At 63.9% G+C, this 20,806-nt stretch carries 23 protein-coding genes; 9 read left to right on the top strand and 14 right to left on the bottom strand.

Annotated features, from left to right (window positions below; genetic code table 11):
* Window positions 1-379: 379 nt before the first annotated feature.
* The 3 genes from olsA to AC4FS3_RS18360 all read right to left on the bottom strand — a co-directional run bounded on the left by olsA (window position 380) and on the right by AC4FS3_RS18360 (window position 2,465).
* Complete coding sequence (olsA, locus tag AC4FS3_RS18370) at window positions 380-1,243, bottom strand: lyso-ornithine lipid O-acyltransferase (protein ID WP_491021721.1); 864 nt, start codon at window positions 1,241-1,243, stop codon at window positions 380-382.
* Window positions 1,240-2,022 (bottom strand): L-ornithine N(alpha)-acyltransferase, encoded by a 783-nt coding sequence (gene olsB / locus AC4FS3_RS18365; protein WP_491021720.1) that lies wholly within the window; start codon window positions 2,020-2,022, stop codon window positions 1,240-1,242. Before olsB ends, olsA begins: the two co-directional genes overlap by 4 nt.
* Window positions 2,023-2,291: 269 nt before the next feature.
* Complete coding sequence (locus AC4FS3_RS18360; RefSeq protein WP_283177201.1) at window positions 2,292-2,465, bottom strand: DUF3553 domain-containing protein; 174 nt, start codon at window positions 2,463-2,465, stop codon at window positions 2,292-2,294.
* Window positions 2,466-2,489: 24 nt separating this feature from the next.
* Here AC4FS3_RS18360 and AC4FS3_RS18355 point away from each other — a divergent pair, with 24 nt between their 5' ends.
* Window positions 2,490-3,140, top strand: a complete 651-nt coding sequence (locus AC4FS3_RS18355) for a histidine phosphotransferase family protein (RefSeq protein ID WP_283177200.1) — start codon at window positions 2,490-2,492, stop codon at window positions 3,138-3,140.
* A 36-nt stretch (window positions 3,141-3,176) separates the two neighbouring features.
* Here the strand turns inward: AC4FS3_RS18355 and AC4FS3_RS18350 are convergent, their stop codons facing one another.
* From AC4FS3_RS18350 to AC4FS3_RS18325, 6 genes are all read right to left on the bottom strand, one after another.
* On the bottom strand, window positions 3,177-3,908 hold the full coding sequence (locus AC4FS3_RS18350) for a sulfate/molybdate ABC transporter ATP-binding protein (RefSeq protein WP_198836658.1): 732 nt from the start codon (window positions 3,906-3,908) through the stop codon (window positions 3,177-3,179).
* 69 nt (window positions 3,909-3,977) lie between these two features.
* Entirely contained in the window at window positions 3,978-4,853 is an 876-nt protein-coding gene (gene cysW / locus AC4FS3_RS18345) for a sulfate ABC transporter permease subunit CysW (protein ID WP_283177199.1), read from the bottom strand.
* Window positions 4,846-5,748 (bottom strand): ABC transporter permease, encoded by a 903-nt coding sequence (locus AC4FS3_RS18340; RefSeq protein ID WP_491021719.1) that lies wholly within the window; start codon window positions 5,746-5,748, stop codon window positions 4,846-4,848. The genes cysW and AC4FS3_RS18340 overlap by 8 nt, the downstream gene beginning before the upstream one ends.
* A 39-nt stretch (window positions 5,749-5,787) precedes the next feature.
* A complete protein-coding gene (locus tag AC4FS3_RS18335; protein ID WP_283177197.1) occupies window positions 5,788-6,966 on the bottom strand; it encodes a sulfate ABC transporter substrate-binding protein in 1,179 nt (392 codons plus the stop codon).
* Between the two features lie 13 nt (window positions 6,967-6,979).
* On the bottom strand, window positions 6,980-7,234 hold the full coding sequence (locus AC4FS3_RS18330) for a hypothetical protein (RefSeq protein ID WP_092895833.1): 255 nt from the start codon (window positions 7,232-7,234) through the stop codon (window positions 6,980-6,982).
* 372 nt (window positions 7,235-7,606) lie between these two features.
* Complete coding sequence (locus AC4FS3_RS18325; RefSeq protein ID WP_283177196.1) at window positions 7,607-8,059, bottom strand: RrF2 family transcriptional regulator; 453 nt, start codon at window positions 8,057-8,059, stop codon at window positions 7,607-7,609.
* A gap of 214 nt (window positions 8,060-8,273) precedes the next feature.
* On the opposite strand from AC4FS3_RS18325, the gene AC4FS3_RS18320 reads away from it, so the two are divergent.
* On the top strand, window positions 8,274-8,747 hold the full coding sequence (locus tag AC4FS3_RS18320; RefSeq protein WP_283177195.1) for an Lrp/AsnC family transcriptional regulator: 474 nt from the start codon (window positions 8,274-8,276) through the stop codon (window positions 8,745-8,747).
* 82 nt (window positions 8,748-8,829) lie between these two features.
* Here AC4FS3_RS18320 and AC4FS3_RS18315 read toward each other — a convergent pair whose 3' ends face one another.
* On the bottom strand, window positions 8,830-9,435 hold the full coding sequence (locus AC4FS3_RS18315; RefSeq protein WP_491021718.1) for a LysE family translocator: 606 nt from the start codon (window positions 9,433-9,435) through the stop codon (window positions 8,830-8,832).
* 72 nt (window positions 9,436-9,507) lie between these two features.
* Between AC4FS3_RS18315 and AC4FS3_RS18310 the strand changes: the two genes are divergently transcribed.
* A complete protein-coding gene (locus tag AC4FS3_RS18310; RefSeq protein ID WP_491021717.1) occupies window positions 9,508-9,960 on the top strand; it encodes an Lrp/AsnC family transcriptional regulator in 453 nt (150 codons plus the stop codon).
* A 165-nt stretch (window positions 9,961-10,125) separates the two neighbouring features.
* Window positions 10,126-11,436, top strand: a complete 1,311-nt coding sequence (locus AC4FS3_RS18305) for an O-acetylhomoserine aminocarboxypropyltransferase/cysteine synthase family protein (RefSeq protein WP_283177193.1) — start codon at window positions 10,126-10,128, stop codon at window positions 11,434-11,436.
* A gap of 48 nt (window positions 11,437-11,484) precedes the next feature.
* Here the strand turns inward: AC4FS3_RS18305 and AC4FS3_RS18300 are convergent, their stop codons facing one another.
* Window positions 11,485-12,192 (bottom strand): SIMPL domain-containing protein, encoded by a 708-nt coding sequence (locus tag AC4FS3_RS18300; protein WP_233092810.1) that lies wholly within the window; start codon window positions 12,190-12,192, stop codon window positions 11,485-11,487.
* Between the two features lie 171 nt (window positions 12,193-12,363).
* Here AC4FS3_RS18300 and AC4FS3_RS18295 point away from each other — a divergent pair, with 171 nt between their 5' ends.
* On the top strand, window positions 12,364-15,825 hold the full coding sequence (locus AC4FS3_RS18295) for a hypothetical protein (RefSeq protein ID WP_491021716.1): 3,462 nt from the start codon (window positions 12,364-12,366) through the stop codon (window positions 15,823-15,825).
* Window positions 15,826-15,907: 82 nt separating this feature from the next.
* Here the strand turns inward: AC4FS3_RS18295 and cobT are convergent, their stop codons facing one another.
* Window positions 15,908-16,933, bottom strand: a complete 1,026-nt coding sequence (gene cobT / locus AC4FS3_RS18290) for a nicotinate-nucleotide--dimethylbenzimidazole phosphoribosyltransferase (RefSeq protein ID WP_491021715.1) — start codon at window positions 16,931-16,933, stop codon at window positions 15,908-15,910.
* A 126-nt stretch (window positions 16,934-17,059) separates the two neighbouring features.
* Here cobT and cobS point away from each other — a divergent pair, with 126 nt between their 5' ends.
* The 3 genes from cobS to AC4FS3_RS18275 all read left to right on the top strand — a co-directional run bounded on the left by cobS (window position 17,060) and on the right by AC4FS3_RS18275 (window position 18,906).
* The gene (gene cobS / locus AC4FS3_RS18285) at window positions 17,060-17,824 is read left to right on the top strand and encodes an adenosylcobinamide-GDP ribazoletransferase (protein ID WP_491021714.1); all 765 of its coding nucleotides are present in this window, start codon (window positions 17,060-17,062) and stop codon (window positions 17,822-17,824) included.
* A 98-nt stretch (window positions 17,825-17,922) separates the two neighbouring features.
* Window positions 17,923-18,387, top strand: a complete 465-nt coding sequence (nusB, locus tag AC4FS3_RS18280) for a transcription antitermination factor NusB (RefSeq protein WP_092895816.1) — start codon at window positions 17,923-17,925, stop codon at window positions 18,385-18,387.
* An 87-nt stretch (window positions 18,388-18,474) separates the two neighbouring features.
* A complete protein-coding gene (locus AC4FS3_RS18275) occupies window positions 18,475-18,906 on the top strand; it encodes an META domain-containing protein (protein ID WP_491021713.1) in 432 nt (143 codons plus the stop codon).
* Window positions 18,907-18,922: 16 nt separating this feature from the next.
* Here AC4FS3_RS18275 and AC4FS3_RS18270 read toward each other — a convergent pair whose 3' ends face one another.
* Together AC4FS3_RS18270 and AC4FS3_RS18265 are read right to left on the bottom strand one after the other, a co-directional pair.
* Window positions 18,923-19,873: an alpha/beta fold hydrolase gene (locus AC4FS3_RS18270; protein ID WP_491021712.1), complete on the bottom strand. Its 951-nt coding sequence runs from the start codon at window positions 19,871-19,873 to the stop codon at window positions 18,923-18,925.
* Window positions 19,870-20,157, bottom strand: coding sequence for an SCP2 sterol-binding domain-containing protein (locus AC4FS3_RS18265; protein WP_491021711.1), 288 nt, complete (start codon window positions 20,155-20,157; stop codon window positions 19,870-19,872). The genes AC4FS3_RS18270 and AC4FS3_RS18265 overlap by 4 nt, the downstream gene beginning before the upstream one ends.
* Here AC4FS3_RS18265 and AC4FS3_RS18260 point away from each other — a divergent pair.
* Window positions 20,156-20,797 carry a tetratricopeptide repeat protein gene (locus AC4FS3_RS18260; RefSeq protein WP_491021710.1) on the top strand — a complete coding sequence of 214 codons (642 nt, stop codon included), beginning with the start codon at window positions 20,156-20,158 and terminating at the stop codon, window positions 20,795-20,797. The two genes, AC4FS3_RS18265 and AC4FS3_RS18260, sit on opposite strands and share 2 nt — an antisense overlap.
* The last annotated feature ends 9 nt before the right edge of the window (window positions 20,798-20,806 follow it).

Below are 20,806 nucleotides of genomic sequence, written 5' to 3'. Positions count from 1 at the left end.
GCTTCAGGCCGCTTCGTTCCGCCAACCGTTCCGTTTCGGTGAGGCGGTATCTAGGCCCCACAAAACAAACCCGCAAGCAGAAAAATGCACTTCATGACCTTTTTTTGGCAGTAGCCAATAAAATAAGGCCCGTCCGCGAATGCCTGCCAAAGCCCCGGACAACCTTATCCCCAGACCCGCGCCCAAAATGGGGATAACTCGCCCGCAAAAGCCCTCAAGCACCAGAATCACAACGATGATTCTCCCAAACCACCGCAAACCTGAGCAGAATCAGAACCGCAGCCCGCCCTCCGCAACCCAGTCACCCGAAGCGCCCCCTCAGAGAGCCAGACGAAAATGGCCCGGCGGTGCCGGGCCTTATTGGTCTCACTGTTCCAGGTCAGTTATGCGCCAGAGGATGGGCTGTTCGGATCACCCGCTCACAATAGAGAGCCAGCTCCTTCCGTCCGGGAAAGGCATCCACCGGCACCGGCGGATGCCAGATCACTTCGACCCGGCCCTGACGCGGCACCGACAGCACCCGGAGAAGATGCGTCGCGAAATCCATATCGCCCCACCAGCCATAGAAACGCGGATCCTCGCCTGCAGGCGCATGCCAGACCACGGTCACCGGCTGGATCTGCAGCACGCGGTCGAGCCCATGGGTATAGAACGCCTGGAACAAAGTTGATTTGAACGGCAGCACGGTCAGGCTGTCGGTCGAGGTGCCCTCGGGGAAGAACAAAAGCTGATGGCCAGCGCGAAGACGGTTCTCGAAGACCTCCTGCTGACGTTTCGCCTCGGTCCCCTTGCGTGAGATAAAGACCGTGCCGGTGGCTTTCGCGAGCAGGCCGATACCGGGCCAGGAGGAAACCTCGGCTTTCGAGACGAAATAGATGCTCTGCCCGGCATTCAGGGGAAAGATGTCCAGCCAGCCGGCGTGATTGGCGACGACCGCGCCCTTATGGGACATCGGCGCGCCGCGCGTCGAATAGCCGATCCCCATGATGCGCAACACGATACGGCAGACAAAGCGGGTGACCCAGGGCGTCACCGGGCGATTCTGACCGCAAAGCGGCCATTCGATCAGGCGGATCAGCGAATGGACCATCAGGCCCAGCATAAGGAAGACGACCAGCACGGTCCCGCGCCCGGCTACAAGCAGCCAGCCCACTGGCCCGATCCGGCGCGGAGGTGGCGGCGCATCGTCCGGCGAGAAAGCGGTATCGGAGGGTTCAGGCGGGCGGTCTGCGGTCTGGCTCAAGTCGTTCCCTGTTTGCGCGTATAGAAATCCCGATGGCGGGCCGACATTTTCCCGGTATCCATCAGAAGGCAAACATCGGTTGTATTGAAGGGGCGGTCAATAAAGGCGCCGTCGCCCACGAAGCCGCCCAGCCGCAGATAGGCTTTGATCAGCGCCGGCATCTGCGCCATGGCCGAGGCGCGGTCGAGATCCTCATTCGCGATCAGATCCATGGCGGCACGCCCCGGCTCCAGCGCGCGGACGCGCAGCTCAGGCGGTGCCAGATGGTGATGCCAGAGCCAGGACAGCGGCTTTGCCAGCGCCGCCACATCGGTGCCATGGAACGAGGCCGGGCCGAACATCACCTCGATACCGCGCTCCAGCACATATTCCGCAAGGCCGTTCCACAGCAGGAACATCGCAGCGCCGCCCCGGTGGTCGGGATGAACACAGGTGCGGCCCAGTTCCAGCAGGCGCCGCCCCGTCGCGCGCAAGGGCGCGAGGTCATATTCATCTTCGGAATAGAAGCGCCCGCCCTCGGGCAAACGATCACAGGGCAGAAGCCGGTAGGCCCCGACCACATGGTCGCCCGTCTCGGGCGGGATGCGTTTGTCGATCAGCACGAGATGGTCGAAGATCGCGTCAAAGGCATCGGTCTCGATCCGGCGCTCATGATCGATCATGCCGCCGCTGGCGCCCAGCTCCTCGACAAAGACCAGGTATCGCAAACGCTGGGCTGCGAAAATATCGACCACTTCCGTCGCGAGGCGGAGCGTATAGTTGGGTTCTTCGGCAAGCATATCGTCAGGAGGCGACTTTTTATGAGGGACGTCTCTGGCGCTGGTGGCACGGGGTCTCCCCTGCGCCACACTGTTCCGGCTCTCTTCCTGACTTAATCATGTAACAGTCTTGTTGCAATCCAAAGCTCTGTGATCAGAGTTCGGCCCCGAGGGCGCGAATTTGGCCTGAATGGCCGGTCTGGCGCGATCCCGTCGCCACGGCGTGCGCTGCCCGTTGCGGTCGCAATGCCGTTAATCCTTGATAATTCTGGAAAAACACTCCACGCTTCTCAGATACCGAATTCGGGACGCAGATCCACATTCCTGCTGTCGATCACCTGCTTTCCAGCGTGTTCAAAGTTAACCGTTACCCGTCCTGCAATATTTGACTGAACCTGCCCCAGCCCCCAATCGGGACGCGACGGGCAGCTCACGAACATACCAGGTTCCAGGAGAGAATTCATTTAGCAATTTCCCGAGGTTATCAGATGCAAGACAAGACCGATCTCGCAGCGCTTATCGGATCACGGATCTGTCATGACCTTATCAGCCCAATCGGAGCGATCGGCAACGGGGTCGAGCTGATGATGATGGATCGCAGCGCCGCTTCGCCTGAACTGGCGCTGATTGCCGAAAGCGTGGAAAGCGCGAATGCCCGGATCCGGTTCTTCCGGGTGGCGTTCGGCCTCGCCGGCACTGATCAGCGCATTGCACGCAGCGAAGTCACCGGCATCCTTTCGGCCATGTCGCGCGGCGGCCGGCTGAAACTGGACTGGTCGAGCGGGACCGAACTTGACCGGCGCGATGTCAAACTGGCCTTCCTGCTGCTGCAATGTCTGGAAAGCGCCCTGCCCTATGGCGGCACCATCCGCGCCGCCCAGAGCAGCGCCGCGCAGAAGGAGGGCGCTCACCCCTCTGGCGGCTGGCAGATCATCGCGGAAGCGGCGCGGATGCGGGCAGAGCCGCGTTTTTGGGATATGTTCAGCCCTGCCTTCGCCGGGCTGCCTTCCAGAGACTGCGAAGGCACACCGATTGCCGCCTCGCATGTTCAATTCGCACTCGCCTTTACAGAGATCCGGGAGCGCGGCCTGAGCCTTGCCTGCGACATCACCGAAGGCGCGATCCGGCTGGGCTGGTAGTCTCCCGGACCTCAACGCCGGCCGGGGGGGGCGTGATCAGGCCGCGATAAAGCTGCGGACGAAATCGCTCGCGGGCCGGGCGCGGATATCGGCAGGCTTGCCGATCTGCTCGATCCGTCCGCCGGTCTGCGAACCGGACATGACCACCACCAGATCGGCCAGTTCCATCGCCTCTTCCTGGTCATGGGTTACGAAGACCGTGGTCAGCCCGGTCTCGTCATGGATGTCGCGCAGCCCCTGGCGCAATTCCTTGCGCACTTTCGCATCCAGCGCGCCAAAGGGCTCGTCCAGCAAGAGCATCCTCGGCTCGATCGCCAGCGCCCGCGCAAGGGCCACACGCTGCCGCTGACCGCCAGAGAGCTGGCTCGGATAGCGCGCGCCGATCTCGGGAAGCTGGATCAGCTCCAGCAGTTTCGTCACCCGCCGGGTGATTTCTGCCTTTGGCGGACGGACCGCACGCGGACGCGCCCTGAGCCCGTAAGCGATGTTTTCGAACACCGTCATATGGCGAAACAGCGCGTAAGACTGGAACACAAAGCCCGCACGGCGTTGTTGCACCGTCAATCCGGTCGCATCCTGGCCATCAAACAGCACCCGCCCCGAGGTCGGAAATTCCAGCCCGCCAAGGATCCGCAGCAGCGTGGTCTTGCCCGATCCCGACGGGCCCAGCAGCGCCACCAGCGCGCCCGAGGGGATCGAGAGCGAAACCGGCGTCAGGGCAGCGGTGGTGCCAAAGGCTTTCGAGATTTCGTCGATTTCGATTTTCAAGGGCGGCTCCTGTGGCTGCTGGCGGTGGGGCTTTGCCCCACACCCGGGAGTATTCAGTTCAAGGCAAAGTTAATGGCCGCGCCGGTTGGCGGAGAGTTCGCCGGCGTGGCGGTTTTCGAGCCAGGTCTTGAGGAGAAGTGTGAGCAGCGCGAGGAAGGCAAGCAGCCCCGCCATCGCAAAGGCGGTGGCCCCCTGGTACTCATTATAGAACATCTCGATCTTGAGCGGCATGGTCGTTGCAGATTCGCGCCGGCCTGAAACCACAGCGACCGCTCCGAATTCGCCCATCGCGCGGGCATTGCTGAGCAGCACACCGTAAAGCAGCGCCCAGCGGATATTCGGCAAGGTGACAGTCAGAAAGGTCCGCCAGCCCGAGGCACCGAGCGTCAGCGCCGCCTCTTCCTCGGCGCGCCCCTGTTCGATCATCACCGGGATCAGTTCGCGCGCGACGAAGGGGAAAGTGACGAAGACCGTGGCCAGCACGATCCCCGGCAGGGCGAAAACGATGGGAAAACCATGTGCCACAAGCCAGGCACCGATGGCGGTATTGGCGCCGAACAGCAGCACGATGCACAGACCCGCGACAACCGGCGAGACCGAGAAGGGCAGATCAATCAAAGTGATAAGGAAGGCCTTGCCGCGAAAGTCAAATTTGGTGATGAACCAGGCGGCAGCGATGCCGAAAGCGGCGTTCAGCGGCACCGCGATGGCCGCAACCGTCAGCGTCAGTTTGATCGCCGGCAGCGCCTCGCGGCTGAAAAGGCTTTTCCAGGCCGCCTCCCAGCCTTTTGAAAGTGCTTCAACAAAGATCGCGATCAGCGGCGCGAAAACCAGCACCGCCAGCGCCAGCGTCACGAAACCGATCAGCAGCCAGCGGGCCAGCGGCGCCTCTTCGGTCGGGGCGCGGAAACTGCGGGCGGGGGTTGCGTGGCTCAGATCAGACATAGCCAATTCTCCGGCGGCTCCAGACCTGGATCAGGTTGATCACGAGGAGCATGGCGAAAGAGATCACCAGCATCGCAATGCCGATGGCGGCGGCACCATCATAGCTGAATTCCTCAAGCTGAATGACTATGAGAAGCGGCGCGATCTCGGTCACGAGCGGCTTGTTGCCCGCGATGAAGATGACCGAGCCATATTCGCCCACCGCCCGCGCCAGCGAGAGCGCAAACCCGGTGAGCGCCGCGGGCAGGAGCATCGGCCAGACCACACGGCGCAAAGTATGCACGCGCGAGGCGCCCAGCGTTGCCGAGGCTTCTTCGACCTCGCGGTCGATCTCATGGATCACCGGCTGCACGGTGCGGGCCACGAAAGGCAGGCCCACGAAAACCAGCGCGATGAAGATCCCCATCGTCGAATAGGCGATGCGCGGCGGCACCTGCAGCGACCAGGGTTCAAACCCGAGGCCGGTCACCAGCACATTCAGCGCAGCCTCGGGCCAGGCGAGGCCCGCATTCAGCGCAGGCGCAATGGTATGGGTCCAGCTTGCGCCGAAGAAGCCGTTGGGCGCGTAAAGCGCAGTCAGCGCGATCCCGGCCACGGCAGTCGGCAGCGCGAAGGGCAGATCGACGGCCGCATCAAGGATCCGGTGCCCCGGAAACCGATAACGTGTCAGCACCCAGGCAAGGATCACCCCGAAGATCAGGTTGAACACCGCCGCGTAGAAGGACAGGCGGAAGGAAAGATAGAGCGCCTTCCAGACCCGCTCGCGGTTGACGGTGGCCCAGATCCCTTCAGCGCCATAGCTGACGCCCTGCAAAAGCAGGGCGCCGATGGGCAGGAGAACCACAATCGAGAGCATCGTGAAGGTGATCCCCATCGACAGGCCGAGGCCCGGCATCGGAGATCTGTGGACGACAGGCCTGCCCATCCCGGATCCTTACTTTGCGACGTAGATCTGGTCGAAGGTGCCGCCATCCCCGAAATGCTCGGGTTGGGCTTTTTCCCAGCCGCCGAAATCGGCGATGGTCACCAGATCAAGTTTCGGAAAACGGGCCACATCTTCGGGATTGGCGGCCGATGTGTCCCAGGCCCGGTAGAAGTTCTTGAACGCAATCGCCTGGCCTTCGGGGCTGTAGAGATAGTTCAGATAGGCCTCGGCCAGTTTGCGCTGTTCGTCGCTCTTGATATTGCCTTCGACCAGGGCAACCGGCGGTTCGGTCAGGATCGAGACGCTCGGCACGACGATGTCGAAACTGTCTTCGCCGATCTCCTGCAGCGCGAGATAGGCCTCGTTTTCCCAGGCGAGCAGCACATCGCCGATCTCACGCTGAACGAAGGTGGTGGTCGAACCGCGCGCCCCGGTATCGAGCACCGGCACATGTTCGAACAGGGCTTTCACGAAGTCCTTCGGATCCTTGCCGTTCTTTTCGGCCCAGGCCCAGGCCGCCAGATAGTTCCAGCGCGCCCCGCCCGAGGTTTTCGGGTTCGGCGTGATCACCTCGACGCCGTCTTTCAGCAGATCGCCCCAGTCGTTCAGCCCCTTGGGGTTCCCTTCACGCACAAGGAACACAATGGTCGAAGTATAGGGCGAGGAGTTATGCGGCAGTTTGGTCTGCCAGTCTTTCGGAAGCTTGCCGGTCTCGGCCACCCGGTCGATATCGCCGCCAAGCGCAAGGGTGAGCACCTGGGCCTCAAGCCCCTCGACCACGGCACGGGCCTGCGCGCCGGAGCCGCCATGCGAGACCTCGATCTCCGGCGCTTCATTGCCTTCGGCGACCCAGTATTTCGCGAAAGCCTCGTTGAACTCGCGGTAAAGCTCGCGGGTCGGGTCATATGAGACGTTCAGCAGCGATTCCGCCTGGACCGGAGCGGCGAGCGCGCCGGATACCACGAGGGCAATCCCGGCCACGGCGCCACGGATCAGCCGCGAAACCGGCCAGCCCTCAAGACTGCGAAAGCCGGAGAGGATCGTCGAACGGGTCTCGCGCGGGGTGTCGATGCGGGGCGTCTGGATGGTCATTTCTGTCTCCTGCAAGCTGGTTTTGTCGCGCTGCCCGTCCCGGCTGCGCGGCAGCTGCAGGAAGGGCACGAGGCCGAAAAGTGTCTGATGGGTCATGGTTGCGCGCTCCTTACGGTTCGATCGGGTCGATGCGGGCTTCCCAGACCGATCGGTCACGGCCAGAAAGCAGTTCGGCCACCGCCTCGGACGGGCGCCGGGTGAAGATCACCAGCGGCGTGCCATTGACGCGATGCGTCATCCCGGTGCGGCGGTCGATCAGGCGAACGACACAGGTGCCGGACATGCCCTGACCCTGGGCCGGGCGGCCGATGGGGGTATAAGCGTTGCCCGTTGCGGGCGTTCCGAAAGCGAATGCTGCGGTCATCCTGCACTCTCCTGCACTTGTCCTGTCCGGCACCATGCCAGCCAATACACATAATAACGACAGGATTACTCGTTATTTGCAAAGGAATGTTTCTGGTGAAATGCCCCATCCAGAGAGAAGAAAATTCTACGTCTCGGGCAAATCGCAGCCAGAAACCATCGTTTCTGCCGGGAGCGGTTTCACAGAGGGATCAGGTCAGGGGGAATCGAGGGCCCCAGACCGGCCTTTTCTCCGGCCGGTGACGATAACGGGCCAGGATCAGGGCGCCACAATCGGGTGCGCTCTGTCGCTATAAGAAGCAGCCCACCTGCTTCTGATGCTGCCCTGTCCGAAACAGGCCGCGACCAGCCTTCCGACCGCCAGGCCGCTGGTTCAGCCGCCCAGAACCTGTTCGGCCACCTTGTCCGAGCGCAGCATGTCGGCAAGCGTCAGTGATTCGATGATCACCAGATAGGACCAGAAGACCTCGGCAAAGATTTTGCGGATGCGGCAGCTCGCCTCATCGGTGCAATCCTCGCACCGCTGATAGGCACGGCGCGACAGGCAGGGAAGCGGCGCAATGGGCCCGTCGATCAGCCGCAACAGCTCTGAGATCGAGACCTCGGCCGGTTTCTTGATCAGCGAATAGCCCCCCGAGCGCCCGCGTGTCGACGCAATCACCCCGGCATTCCTGACCTCAAGCAGAATATGTTCGAGGAATCGTTTCGGCGTGCCCGAGCGGCGCGCGATCTCTTCGATGGTCAGCGCCACGGGCTCCGCTTTGCCGGCTTCGTCACCAAGAACGAGAAGGGCCTTGAGGGCATATTTCATCTTCTGGGTGATCATATGGGTAAGCCTATGGAGACAGTCAGTGCGAATCAATCTGGCAAAGCGAGGTTTTCCCCGTTCCACGGGTTCATCTGGAATGATTGCCCGCGAAAAACAAGGGATTCCGGGCCAGTTTCCCTGGATGGAATTAAAGACGATTTAACCAGTAGACAAAAGTGTATTTATGCGACCAGAATGAGAACGAACCCACTGCCGGATGCAGGAGCAACAGATGGACAATCTCGATCTGATCGACCGTAAGATCGTGGCCGAGCTGATGCGCGACGCGACACTGCCCGTGGCGCAGATCGCGGACCGCGTTGGCCTGTCGCAGACGCCCTGCTGGAAACGTATCCAGAAACTCGAGGCCAATGGCGTCCTGACCGGGCGCGTGGCGCTGGCAAACCCGGCGCGGCTGGGCTTTGGGCTGACGGTCTTCATCGGCATTGAGGCGCCCGATCATTCGGCGACCTGGCGCGATACGTTCGCTCGGGCCGTCGGTCAGTTCCCCGAGGTGATGGAAGTCTACCGCATGGCCGGCGAGATGGATTACCTCTTGCGGGTGTCGGTCGCGGATATGGAAAGCTTTGACCAGCTTTACAAACGGCTGACAGATGCGGTGCCGATCAAGAACCTGACCTCGCATTTCGCGATGGAGCGGATGAAGTTCACGACCGCCTATCCGGTGGACACCCGCAACCGCTGAGCACACGGGGGCAGACCCCTGCAATATAGGGGCCAGGAGAAAGAACGGGCTGACCTGGCCCCGCCCCTCCTGGCCCTTAGATTTACTGTGCAAGTTTCATCGTGATCACCGGCCAGAGGGACAGAACCAGCAGCACCGCCATCGTCCAGTTGAAGGCGCGCAGGCGGGAAGACTGTGAGAGCCAGCGCTGCAACCCCTGCCCCGCGGCGGCCCAGGTCGATGTGGACGGGATCGAGACCAGCGCGAAGGCAATGGCGGCCAGGGCGAGCGACCTCGCATCGGGATGCGGGACATAGGCGGCAACCCCGCCCAGAGCCATCGCCCAGGCCTTCGGGTTCACCCATTGAAACGCCGCCGCCTGAATCAGCGTCATCGGTTTCGCACCGGTGCCACGCTCTCCGGGTGTCGAAGACATGGCAATCTTCCAGGCGAGCCAGAGCATATAGGCGACCGATACCGCTTTCAGCACGTTCAGCGCGGGCGGCCAGACCTGGAACAGGCCCGCAACGCCCAGCCCGGTCAGGAGCACGAGACTCACCACACCGAGACAGATCCCCAGCATATGCGGGATGGTGCGGCGAAAGCCGAAATTCACCCCTGAGGCGATCAGCATCATATTGTTCGGCCCCGGGGTGAAGGTCGTGGCCATGGCAAAGCCCAGAAGGGCGAGGAAAGCGTCATATGTCATGGCGCAAACATTGCCCGGATTTGCCGCAATCTGATTGCAAAGATGCGCGCTGAACGGCAATATTTGCAACTTATGACGGATATAGATCAGATCGACGAAAAGATATTGCGCGCCCTGACGGCGGACGGGCGGCTGACCAATCTGGCGCTGGCGACGAAGATCGGTCTCTCACCCTCGGCCACTTTGCGCCGGGTTCAGGATCTGGAGCGAATCGGTGTCATCCGGGGCTATCGGGCGGTGCTCGACCCGGAAAAGCTCGGGATCGGGTTCATCGCCTATATCACTGTCGGGCTGAACACCCATACCAAGGCCTCGCAGGAGGCGTTTGAACGCGCGGTGATCCTCGCACCGCAGGTGCGGGAATGCCATAATGTCACCGGCGCGGTGGAATATCTCTTGCGGGTCGAGACGCGGGACCTTGCCAGTTACAAGCACTGGCATACCGAGATCCTTGGCACATTGCCCCAGGTGCGCTCGGTCACCTCTTATGTGGTGATGGGCAGCCCCAAGGATGATCGCGCCTGAGGGCGGGAACTGCGCCACTGACGATAAGGCACTCCCCCAGCGTGCCGCATGTCATATTTGCATGATCCTCATGAGAAATGAGGCTGATCATGGCCGCAACCAGACATTGCCGCGCCGGTTGGCTTTGCCTAACCTCGCGCCGGAATGGAGACATGGGAGGACCATATGACCGAAAATACCGAGCCGAAGCCGCATGGTTTCGACACGCTGGCAGTTCATGCCGGCGCCACCCCCGACCCCGCAACCGGCGCCATCAACCCGCCGATCTATCAGACCACGGCCTATCAGTTCAAAGATGCAGACCATGCGGCGCGGCTCTTTGGTCTGGAAGAGATCGGCTATATCTATTCACGTCTGACAAACCCGACCGTCTCGGCGCTGGTCGCCCGGGTAGCCGCCCTTGAAGGCGCTGTGGGTGGGATCGCCTGTTCGTCGGGCCACGCGGCGCAGATCATGGCGCTGTTCCCGCTGATGGGGCCTGGCAAGAATATCGTCGCCTCGACAAGGCTTTACGGCGGCACCATCACCCAGTTCAGCCAGACCATCAAACGCTTTGGCTGGTCGGCGAAATTTGTCGATACCGATGATCTGGGCGCGGTGGCGAAGGCTGTCGACAAGAACACCCGGGCTATTTTCGCCGAGACCATCGCGAATCCCGGCGGCTATATCACCGACATCCCGGCGCTCGCGAAAATCGCTGACCGCAAGGGCATCCCGCTGATCATCGACAACACCACGGCGACGCCGTATCTGTGCAACCCGATTGCGCTTGGCGCGACGCTGGTTGTGCATTCGGCGACGAAATACCTCACCGGCAATGGCACCGTCACCGGCGGCATCGTCCTCGATTCGGGCAAGTTCAACTGGTCGGAAAGCGATAAGTTTCCCTCGCTCTCGCAGCCCGAGCCCGCCTATCATGGCCTCGTGTTCCACCCGACTTTGGGCGGCATGGCCTATACCTTCCACTCCATCGCAGTCGGGCTCAGGGATCTGGGCATGACGATGAACCCGCAGGGCGCGCATTACACGCTGATGGGGATCGAGACGCTGGGTCTGCGGATGGAGCGTCATGTCGCCAATGCGAAGAAGGTCGCGGAATGGCTGGAGGCCGACCCCCGTGTCGAATTCGTCACCTGGGCCGGGCTGAAATCTTCGCCCTCGTATAAGAAGGTGAAGAAGATCACGCCGAAAGGCGCCGGGGCGCTGTTCACCTTCGCGCTGAAGGATGGCTACGACGCCTGTGTCAGCCTGATCAACAACCTGAAACTGTTCCGCCATGTGGCGAATCTCGGTGATACGCGGTCGCTGGTCATCCATTCCGCCTCGACCACCCATCGCCAGCTGACCGAAGAACAGCAGGTCAAGGCGGGGGCTGCGCCGAATGTGGTGCGGGTCTCGATCGGGATCGAGAATGCCGATGACATCATCGCCGATCTCGACCAGGCGATCACCGCCGCCACCGGCAAGAGCCGCTGACGTAAAGCCCTGCGGCGGGTTATCCCCGCCGCAGGATATTTGACAGGATCAGCCGCCGATTTCCCAGGTGATGGTGACGGTCGCCTGATAGCTGACATCGCCTTTTTGCACCGGGACCGAGGCGGCATCCGCCTTGAACATCGGCGCCGGGCCACCGCTATAGCCGCCGCCATCGGTCAGCGAGACCAGGTCACCCAGCTTGACCCCTGCCGCTTCTGCCAGGAGTTCGGCCCGCGCGCGCGCATCGGCCACGGCGAGCTTGCGCGCCTCGTCCAGCGCCGGGCGCGGGTCGACCAGGGCGAAGGTGACGCCGTTAAGGGTATTCGCCCCATCGGTCACAACCTGATCAAGGGTCGCGCCCAGCTTATCCAGATCGCGGATGCCCACCGTCAGGTAGTTCATCGCGGTAAAGCCGTCGATCTTCTGTGTACCCGAAGACGAATAGGAATTCGACCAGTTCGGATTGACCGAAAGACCCGAGGTCTGCATGTCACCCTCGGCCACGCCCAGCTCTTTCAGGCGCGCAATCACCTTCTCCATTTCGGCCGAGTTCAGCTTCAGCGCCGAACCCGCATTTTCCCCGACCGAGGTGACCCCGACCGAAATCGTCGCCATATCAGGCGCCTTCGAAACCGAGGCCTCACCATTGACGGTGATGACCGCCTTACCATCGGCCAGCACCGGCGAGGCCGCGATCAGCGCCGCGCCAAAGGCCGCGGCCGAAAGGGAGGTTTTGAACAAAGACCGCATACGCATGGAAGACTCCTTATCACTGCGACTGCTTACAGAACATTAACGCATGTCGAAGACCATTCCCTGGTCTGCTCACGGGTCTTTTTCTTTTATTCGGCGAAAAGCTGCTATAGGTAGGAGTGATCCCGTCCGGGCGCGTTTCCGCGCCCAGTTGTCCTGTGCTAGGCCTGTGGAATGAAACCAGATTTTGCCCTCAATTTCACCGATACCAGCATCGCGCTTCTGCACCGGACGGCGAAGGGCTGGCTGAAGATTGGTGAAACACCCTTCGACGCATCCGATCTTGAGGATGCGCTTGATTACATGCGCAAGACCGCTCTTGGCCTCTCGCCGGGCGGTTTTACAACCAAGCTGGTGATTCCGGCCTCGCAGATCCTTTATACCGAGGTGGATATCTCTGGCGGCGATGACGCCCGCACCGCGCAGGAAATCACCAATGCGCTTGTGTCGCGGACGCCGTACCGCCCGGATGAAATCGTCTGGGACTGGTTGCGGGGCGAAGGTCGCACCGCCCGGGTCGCCGCCGTGGCGCGCGAAACCCTGGCCGAGGCGGAAGCCTTTGCAACCACACATAAATTCAGCCCTGTTGCCTTTGTTGCTATCCCGGACGAGAGCGAATTCGACGGCGAGCCCTGGTTTGGCGAGACAGCGGATGCCCGCAATTTCCTCGCAGATGGCGAGGAGATCGAGCGCGACAGTGCCGCCATTTTGCTGATCGACGAGGCCCGCGCCGCCCGCCGCCGCGCGAAAGCCGCACGCCAGGCCGAGATCGAAGCCGCAAGCCAGAGCGAATCGCACCCCGAAGCCGAAGCGGAAAGCACTGGTGCCGCAGCCGCTGAACAGGACTGGTCTGCGACCGGCGCTCCTGCGACCGCCGAAGCAGAGCTGCCACTTGCGGCGCAACCGGCGGCAGAATCACTCCCCGAAGAGCCCAAAGCCTTCCCTTCTGTGGAAGAGGCACCGGAAGTCGCCTTTGGCGGGGCTCCGGCTGCTGCGGCTGATGCGGCTGCTCCACCGGCTGCGGCTGTTTCGACTGCCGCGCGCGAGGCGCAGGCTGAATTGCCCCTGCATTCCGACAAAGGCTTTGACGAACCAGCCCCCTTTGTCCGGGCGGCCGCGCCGGCACATGCCTCACCCCCCGTGGCTCAGGCGCCAGGCCCGCGCGTCACGATCACAGAAATCACGCCGCTTGGCAGTGTAGCCACCCCCGCCGTTGAGCCTTCGGCCGCGCCGGTCCCCCCCGCTGCCGCGTCGCCGCGGGTCAGCCTGACTGCCGGAGTGGTCCAGGCCCCCGTCACGCCAGCCGTTTCCGCCCCAGCCCCGGCTCCGGCCGCACCGGCGGCGTCCCCTGTTGAGGCGGACCCTGTCGAGGCGGACCCGGACGAGGCGCCCTTCGCGCATGTGCCGGAAAACACGTCCTTCCCCGAGACCGACGAGGCCCCGGATCTGCCCCCGCTGCCGCATCTGGCGCGCCGCATGGCAGGGCTTGCACCGGCGACAGGGCAACCGGCAGCGCCCGGGCCGCTCGCGCGGGCCTCGGCGCTGAACCAGGCTTCGGGGGGCCAGGCTTCGGGCCCGGCCTCCTCCCCACGTGTGCACCCCGCGGGTCAGACCGGTGTTGCCGGCAAATCGGCAGCTCCGATCGGCACCATTGACGACGACCTGCCGCCCGCGCCTTCGGCCGCAACCCTTGCCGCCTATGGCCGCTCGGGCAGGAACGCCCCCGTCAATGCACCGCGTACCGCCATTTCTTCCGCTCCGCCGGTGATGGCCGGAGATGACGCGCGGGCGGCTCCGACCGCCACACCGGCTGCGATACCGGGCGATCCTGTCGGGTTCGCAGCGCCAGTCCGCAACGGCGCAGCAACAGGCGCCGCTGCCAAGACCGCGCGCGGAGTTGGCAGCCTTGCCGGCCTTATCACCGCGCCATCAATCCCCGGCACCCGCAAGACCCGCGCGCAATCCGCTGCCGCAGGCCAGATGCCGGCCGGTGCCAGGCCCCGTGCGACCGACGGCACTGATGACGCAGCCCGCAGCCTCAGCCAGTCGCCCTTTGCCCCCCGCAACAGCAAGGGCAAACCGCGCTTTCTGGGCCTCATCCTGACCGCTATCCTGTTGCTTTGCCTTGCTCTTGTTGCGGCCTGGTCGTCTTTCTACCTCTCCTCCAACCGCACCTCCGGCGAGGAGGAGACCCAGTTCGCCGGCGCCTCTGCAGGCGAGGGCTCAACGGTCAGCGTGGATGACGAGATGCTGGCCGACGGGCTTGACCCCGAGGCAGAAGGCGAGACGGCGCACCAGGTTGCGACCGCCACCGAAGCCGCCGACGTGCCTGATGCAGCCACGGATCCGGCACCGGAAACCGCGCTGGAGAGCGAAAGCCCCGCAGCGGTTGCCTTGCTTGATGCCGAGGATGAGATCTTCCTTTCCAGCTCGGATGCGCCGCCGCCTGCCTTTGATGCGCTCTCGCTGCCCGGGCCCGACACCTCGGCCGAAGCGCCACCGGGGGCTCCGATGCCGCCGCCGCCCTTTGGCACTGTCTATCGTTATGACGAAAACCAGATGCTGATGCCAACCGCTGCGGGGCTGCCAACCCCCGGCGGTTATATGCTTTTCGAAGGTAAGCCGCCGCGCGTGCCACCGCCGCGCAGCGCCGCAGCCACCGCCGCAGCTGAAGCCGCCCGTGCCGCCACCGCAGCCGCCTCTGCCCCCGCAGCGGAAGCCGCCTCCGGAACCACTTCCGAATCCGCGCCGGGCACCGCCGCCACGACGCCTTTGGGCGAGACCACTGCCGCCCCGGCCGGAGCGGCGGGCAATCCGTCTCTGGCCGGAGGGGCTGTCGGCACCGCTGCGGCAACCGTCACCGCCGCCACGACGGAACCCGCAGCCCAGCCCGATCCCGAACTTGCCGACCGCCGCCCCCGCGCCCGTCCGGACCGGCCCGCAACCGATGATGACGCGGCTCTGCAGCCCGCAACCGCTCCGGTTGATTTCGCCAGCCTGCGCCCCCGGCAGCGCCCCGCCCTTGTCGAAGCCGCAAGTGCAAAGGCCCGTGCCGATACGGCTGCCGCTTCGCTTGCCAATGAAGAAGACGTCCAGCTTGCCTCGGCCACTGTCCCTGCGACAGCCGGGCTCAGCGCGGCCGAGTTGGCCAACCCGTCGCTCATGACAATCTCGCGGCGCCCCGCGGCGCGCCCGCAGGATTTCAGCCGTGCCATCGAGGCGGCAGTTGCCGCTGCAGTTCGTGCCCCGGAGCCCGCGCCCGCGCCGGTCGAGACCGCCTCTGCCCCTGCGCCCCAGCCGGCGCCAAAGGGCAAGGCCGCCGCGAAACCCGAAGAGCATGATGAGATTGACGAGCCGGAAGTTGCATCCGGCCCGGCACCGAGTATCCCGACCAAGGCCAGCGTCGCGAAACAGGCAACCTATGCCAAGGCAATCAATCTGTCGAAAATCAATCTGATCGGCGTCTATGGCCAGCCCTCCAAACGCTACGCTCTGGTGCGGACCGCGAATGGCAAATATCACAAGGTCTCGGTCGGCGACCGGATCGACGGTGGTCAGGTCAGGGCGATCACCCAGAATGAGGTGCGCTATCAGAAAGGTGGCCGGCTGGTCGCGCTGGAAATGCCCAAAGGCTGACAGCGCCAGACTGTTTAAGAACTGAAAAAGGGGCCGGATGATCCGGCCCCTTTTTCATGTCAGATGTTCGAAAAGGGCAAGCTCAGGCGCCGCTGACCCCGGCCTCGGCAAAGGTCGCCATGCCGGAATGGCAGGCCAGCGCCGCCCGGATCAGGCCAAGCGCGACCCCTGCGCCCGAACCTTCGCCAAGCCGCAGCCCCAGGGACAACAGCGGCTCTTTGCCAATCGCCTGCAAAAGCCTGCCATGCGCGCCCTCGGCGCTTTGATGCGCGGCCATACAGTGATCCAGCGCCCCTGGCTGCGCGCGTTCCAGCACCGCCGCCGCCGCACAGGCGATAAACCCGTCAAGCAGCACCGGCACCCGCAATAGCCGGGCATGCAGCACGGCACCGGTCATCGCGGCCACTTCCCGCCCGCCAAGCCGGCGCAGCGCTTCGAAAGGGTCGGCCAGATGACCGTCATGCAGAGCAAGCGCCAGTGCCACGGCGGCCTCTTTGCGCCGCAAACCGGCATCATCCAGCCCGGTGCCGCGACCGCACCAGCCCGCAATCCCGCCATCATGTCCGAAAAGCGCCGCTGACAGCGCCGCCGCCGATGTCGTATTGCCGATCCCCATTTCGCCCGCGATGTAAAGATCGGTGCCGGGCCGCACAGATTGCCAGCCGGCCTGCAGCGCAGCGACGAACTCCGCCTCCTCCATCGCGGGGGCTGCACAAAAATCCCGGGTCGGGCGGTCCAGATCCAGCGCGATCACCTCAAGCTCTGCGCCGAAGGTCCGGGCGAGCTGGTTGATCGCGGCCCCGCCCTGGCGGAAATTCTCGACCATCTGCACCGTCACCTCGGCCGGAAAGGCCGAAATGCCGCGCGCCGTCACACCGTGATTGCCGGCGAAAACCGTGATCTGCACCCGCCCGGCCTCGGGCACTGCCCGGCCCTGCCATGCGGCAAGCCAGCGGGTGATCTCCTCCAGCCGGCCAAGCGCGCCGGGGGGTTTTGTCAGAACGGCATCACGCGCCCTGGCCGCAGCAACGGCGCCCGCATCCGGGGCCGGCAGTACGGCACAAAGGGCACGAAACTCAGCGAGGGTGACCGGATCCGGGCTTTGCATGGAATTCTCCGGGAAAGCGGCGCCATTACAAGACGCCGGAAAAGGCGCAGGACAGGAGCGGGAGTTGATCCCGCCGCGCCCAGCGGTTACCCCATGATGATGCGCCGTTCCAGCCGGAAAGCCCCGATGACCAAAAACAGCCCGCAACCCGCGCGCTTCCCCGCCGGGCGTATCCTCCAGGACCTGCCTTCGGCCTTTGCGCTCCTGACCCGGCTGCCGGTTCCGGCGCATCGCCACAGCGGCGCGTCAAGCGCCTGGGCCTGGCCGCTGGTCGGCCTTATATGCGGGGCGATCGGCGTGGCAGTGATCTGGCTTGGAGAGGCGGCAAGGCTCTCGCCGGGTGTGATCGCCGCGATGGCGATGGCCGTGATGGCGATGGCGACCGGCGGGCTGCATGAAGACGGTCTCGCCGATACCGCCGACGGGCTTTTCGGGGGCCGCACGCGGGAACGCCGGCTCGAGATCATGAAAGACAGCCATATCGGCAGCTTTGGAACCCTCGCGCTGCTGCTGGTGACGCTGGCCGTCTGGTCGGCGCTCACCGCGCTGATCCGCACCGGGCAGGCGGTGCCGGCGCTGCTGGTGGCTGCCGCATTGTCGCGCGCGCCGATGGCAGCGATCATGGCGGCCTTGCCGCCGGCACGCCAGACCGGGCTTTCGGCAGCAAGCGGCCGTCCGGGGCTTGCTACGGCGCTGATGGCGGTGGTGATCGGGTGCGGGCTCGCGCTGGCGATTGGCGGGCGTCAGGCGCTCCCCGCGCTGCCGGCGGTGCTGATCATCTGCGGGCTGCTGGCCGCCTCGGCCGCACGACGCATCGGCGGCCAGACCGGCGATATCCTTGGCGCAAGTCAGCAGCTGGCCTTTGCCGCCAGCCTTGCGGTCTTCGCCTGACGCCACGAGAACAACCGCGCTGGCTCTTGCGTCTGCGCCCACATTGGCGCAAATGACCCGCCTGTGTTAAGAAGCCAAATGAACAGCGGAACGGCCCCATGACCTCGCGCGAAGAAAAACGCCAGATGAAATCGGCCGCGAGGCTCTACGCGGTTCAGGCCCTCTACCAGATGGAGATCTCTGGCCAGACGGTCAAAGCCGTGAGCCGGGAGTTCGAAGCTCATCGCTTCGGTGCCAGCTATGAAGAGGGCGATTTCGCCGAAGGCGATACCGATCTGTTCCGCAGCCTCGTCGAACATGCGGTCAACTGGCAGGCGCTGGTCGATCAGATGACCGATCGCGCGCTGGTGGCAAAATGGCCGATTGACCGGATTGATCCGGTGATCCGGGCGCTGTTCCGCGCCGCCGGGGCCGAACTGACCCAGATGGACACGCCGCCGAAAGTGGTGATCAACGAATTCGTCGACATTGCCCGCGCCTTCTTCCCCGAAGGCCGCGAGCCGGCTTTCGTCAATGCGGTCCTTGATCATATGGCGCGTGAGGCAAAGCCCGCGTCCTTCTGATCGGGCGCCCCCGGGCTTTCAGGAGCGGGTACTTCATGCCAGGCTGGAACCTGTCATGAGACCGGGAATCACCCGGAAGGAGATCAGATGCGCCCCTTCACTGCCTTGTCCCTTGTCCTGGCCACCAGCCTTACTTTCGCCGCAGGAGGTGCCATGGCCGCCGAAACCATAACCGGCGGCGAATGGCTTGTGATCGCCCAGGACGGCGTGCGGGTCAGCTATGAGGCCAGCTTTGCGATCGATGCAGACGGCCAGATCACCGGAAAAGCGCCCTGCAACCGCTATTTCGGGCCGAACCAGGCCGAGCTGCCGGCGCTTGCGCTGACCGCGATTGCCTCGACACGGATGGCCTGTGACCGGATGGCGGATGAGCATGCCTATCTGACAGCCCTTGGCGCGATGACCGGTGCCGAGATCCGGGGCGAGACACTGGTCCTGACCGGGCCCGATGACAGCAGCCTGGAATTTGCCCGTGATCCTGGGTCGAAATCACTGGTCTGTGATACCTGCGGCGGCTGATCCTGTCGTCCTGACCTCAGCCGAGCGCCGCCGAAAACAGGTCATGCGCGCTGTCATAGAACCGCGCGCGATGCTCGGGCGTCTCCATCGGAACCTCGTGACGCGCGCCGGGATAGAGATCCAGCCGCCCGCCCTGCCAGGCCCGCATCCGCCGCAGGATCGGGCCGGGCAAGACGATATGTTCACGGCTGCCAAGCGCCACCAGCGAGGGCAAAGCCGGCGCAGGGATCCGCGTCATCCGGGCGCATTCGCGCAACGCATCGCGCAACCAGCCCAGCGATGGCCCCCCAAGCCGCAGCCCCGGCTCGGTTTCCAGCTGCCGGCGCAGCCAGGACCAGGTGGGCGCATCTCCGGTCAGGTGATTCTTCTCGAAACTGGTGCGCAGGATATAGCTTTGCGCCGAGGTGCTGGGCGCATAGCCGCGATCCTGCGGCAAAGCGAGCGGCAGGCGTTGCATCAGCCCGGCCAGCGGCTTGCCCCAGATCGGGATGCGTATCCCCCACATCGGCGCCGAAAAGGCCGTGGCCCGGAACGGCAACCCCCGTGTCAGCGCCCGGAGCCCGATCAGCCCGCCCATAGAATGCGACATCTGCATCAAAGGGCCGCTCACACCCAGCCCTGCGCCCTCTGCGGCAATCCAGCTCAGCACAGCATCCAGATCGCGCTGATAATCGGTAAAATGCTCGACATGGCCCAGCATGGGATCAGGCAGCGCACGCGGCGACAGACCCTGGCCGCGCCAGTCCAGCGTGACCATCGACCAGCCACGCTGCTGCATCTCGCGCGCGGCGGGCCCGTATTTCTCGACATATTCGGTGCGCCCGGGCAGCAAAACCACCGTTCCAAGCGCCCCACCCGGCCAGTAACCAAGCCTTATCCGCACCCCGTCCGATGCCCGGAGCCAGACCGCGCGCCCCCCTTCGGGCCCATCGGCAAGACTGTCGAACAGGGGTGCTGCTTCGCTCACGACAGGGCGGATCCGAGCTTCATCGCCATGCCCATCGCGCCGTCAACCGAAAGCTTGCCGGTCATAAAGGCCATGGTCGGGTTCATATCGCCTTCGAGGATCGCCCGGAAGGTCTCGGCGCTGGCGGTCAGCGTGACATCCGCCTCTTCATCGCCTGCCCGCACCCCCTGGCCGTCCAGCATGATCGCCCCCTCGCCTGTGATGACGAATTTCGCCACGCCATCGAACCCGCCCGACAGTTTCGCTGCCAGCTTTTCGATAGCCTTGTCGATGAGGTCGCTCATGTCACGTCTCCCTTTCGTTACCCGGAGACCGCTGGCATTTTGCCACCGATCGGTTACGATCCCCTATATGAAAGCGCAGTTCCGGTTTCACAATCATATCGTTGCGGCAATATTTCCGCTGGTCCTGTCGCTTTTCGCGGCCCAGAGCGGATTTGCCCAGGATGCAGGCAAGCTCGACGATCTCTATAACCGGCTGAAGGACGCCGATGAAGGCGCCGCCCTCAGGATCGAAGGTGAGATATTCACCGAATCGGGCAAATCTGGCTCGGCAACCATCGACATCCTGATGCGGCGCGGCTCCGAGGCGCTGGAGGCCGGCAAGAGTGCCGCCGCAATCGAACATCTGACCGCAGCGGTCGATCATGCGCCGGATTTCATCGAGGCCCGCGCCACCCGCGCGGTGGCCTATTATTCCGATGGCGAGATCGGCCCGGCTATTGCAGATCTCGGCTGGGTGTTGGAACATGAGCCACGCCATTTCGTGGCCTGGTCCATCCTTGGCACCATTCTCGAGGAATCGAATATGCCGGAACGCGCCCTTGCCGCCTATCGGTCGGCTGCGGCCATTCATCCGCATATCCCCGAGGTGAAGGACGCCATCGGCCGGCTGGAAAAACAACTCGAGGGCCAGGCCCTCTGACTGCGGGAA

This window comes from Pseudogemmobacter sp. TB195 (genome assembly GCF_058313095.1).
The sequence above is the reverse complement of the archived record's forward strand: the minus strand, read 5'-3'. Positions and strand labels throughout refer to the sequence as shown.